A 585-nucleotide genomic window follows, 5' to 3' on the forward strand; every position below is an offset into this window, starting at 1 on the left:
CGGCGCAAGGAACTTGCCAAGCTGGACGCGCTGCCAGCCGATCAGATCGATACCAGCGACATTCCCGAGCTGACCGACGAGCAATGGGCCGGCGCAGTCCGAGGCCGGTTCTATCGCCCGATCAAACAGCAGATCACGGCGCGACTGGATACCGATGTGCTGGCTTGGCTGAAAGCCGGGGGACAGGGCTATCAGACCCGCATGAACGCGATCCTGCGTCGCGCCATGATGGCCGAGCTCGGCCGCCGCGGCTGAGTCGAACGGGCAGATCCGCTCCCAATCGGGCGGCAGCTAACAGGCTGTTACTTTCGGCGTTGCGCTCGAAACAAATTGCAAACTTTTATTTAGATCAAGTTGAGGAAATTCTGGGTGCTGATAGTGAATAAGTGAGCGATCAAAGTATGGCTCAGTATCAATCTCTGTATCCAGCAGTGTAATACTTATATCGACCAAGTTGTGCGCCTTGGGCGATTCTGTGTGAATCGTGATTTCTAAGGGTCCATCAGGATGGGTTACAGCAAGATAACCACCGCTTGCCAAGAGTTCAGGGTTGCCACCCGCTACTCTTGTATGTCTTTGTTTATT

At 54.5% G+C, this 585-nt stretch carries 2 protein-coding genes; one reads left to right on the forward strand and one right to left on the reverse strand.

Annotated features, from left to right (window positions below; translation table 11 throughout):
* On the forward strand, positions 1–255 hold a 255-nt coding region (locus CK240_RS17795; RefSeq protein ID WP_135058958.1), incomplete at its 5' end, for a BrnA antitoxin family protein.
* Positions 256–291: 36 nt separating this feature from the next.
* Here CK240_RS17795 and CK240_RS18835 read toward each other — a convergent pair.
* A partial coding sequence (locus tag CK240_RS18835) for a hypothetical protein (protein ID WP_167650112.1) occupies positions 292–585 on the reverse strand: 294 nt, incomplete at its 5' end.

The sequence above is a fragment of the Paracoccus salipaludis genome (genome assembly GCF_002287065.1).
Lineage (GTDB): Bacteria > Pseudomonadota > Alphaproteobacteria > Rhodobacterales > Rhodobacteraceae > Paracoccus > Paracoccus salipaludis.